At 72.9% G+C, this 1,097-nt stretch carries 1 protein-coding gene; it reads left to right on the plus strand.

What is annotated here, in order from left to right; genetic code table 11:
• Nucleotides 1-204 precede the first annotated feature (204 nt).
• A complete protein-coding gene (locus ACWDCZ_RS41650) occupies nt 205-795 on the plus strand; it encodes a hypothetical protein (protein ID WP_387976776.1) in 591 nt (196 codons plus the stop codon).
• The last annotated feature ends 302 nt before the right edge of the window (nt 796-1,097 follow it).

Below are 1,097 nucleotides of genomic sequence, written 5' to 3' on the forward strand. Positions count from 1 at the left end.
GGCGGAGGCCCGGCGGTCCATCCGGACGACGGTCTCGATCATCGATGCACAGCAGACTCGGGTCGAAGCCGCCCGGGCCCGCTCGACCGGCGCCCTCCCCGGGTCCGCGCCGTTCACGCGGGCTGCCGCCGTGGCCGCGCCCGTGTCCCTGTCCCTTGTGCGCTCGCGCTGAACCGCCCCCAACACCGCCTCCAGGAACCACCCGTGAACGCACCCATCGACGAACCGCTCGCCCTCCGCACCCGGGCAAGCGCCCTGCTGCAGCAGGAAGCACTGCTGCCTTCCATCACCGGACCCGCCGACGTGCCGGACGCCGTGCAGGTCGGCCAGCGGATAGCTGCGCTCGGCACGTTCATCCGGGAACTGGGGGACGAGTTCTCCGCCTGGGCCGCCAAGCAGCCCGCACACGGCGATACGATCCGCGCCGCTTCGGTGTACGCCGAAGCCGTCGGCAGTCTCGGCGAAGCCTCCGCCGCTCTCGGCCAGGTCGCGCGGCAGCTTGGCTTCCTCGGCGAAACCGCCGAAGCCCGTCGTCTCCCCTGGACCCGGGAGGCCCGCAAGGACGCGGTCCGGGTGATCGAGTACGCCGTCGAAACCGCCCGCGACGAACTCCGCCACGGCGCCCGGACCCTGGCCCAGACCGCCCGGCACCTCTCGGCCCCGTCCGACGACCTTCGCCGGCAAGCCGCGCTGGGCCGGTCGGCCACCACCGTCCCGCCTGCTCCGGCGGACCTGGGCGGCCCGGCACCAGCGCCGACCGCACCTGCCGCTCTCGCCGTGCGGAGCCGGCGGTGACGCCAACGCCCCCGGTCGCTGGCCGCGGCCCGCTGGTCGGGATCCTGTTTCCCCCAACAGGCCCTCCAGGAAATGGAGTTGATGGACCACCCTTCCCTCCTTGTCTGCACTGCCGTGCCTGGTGAGGGGCTTCTACCTCTTCTTCCCGGCCGTACTAAATCCCGGATTCCGCGGACTCTTCTCTCCGCAGCCGCACCGAGCCGAGGGGGCTGTCATGCCTGCGCATGCCCCGGTCCGGCGCGCCCGCGCGCCGCCGGCCGTACGACCGAAGGACCTTCTCCTTGAGCACCACCACCGCCTGC

The sequence above is a fragment of the Kitasatospora sp. NPDC001225 genome (genome assembly GCF_053597855.1).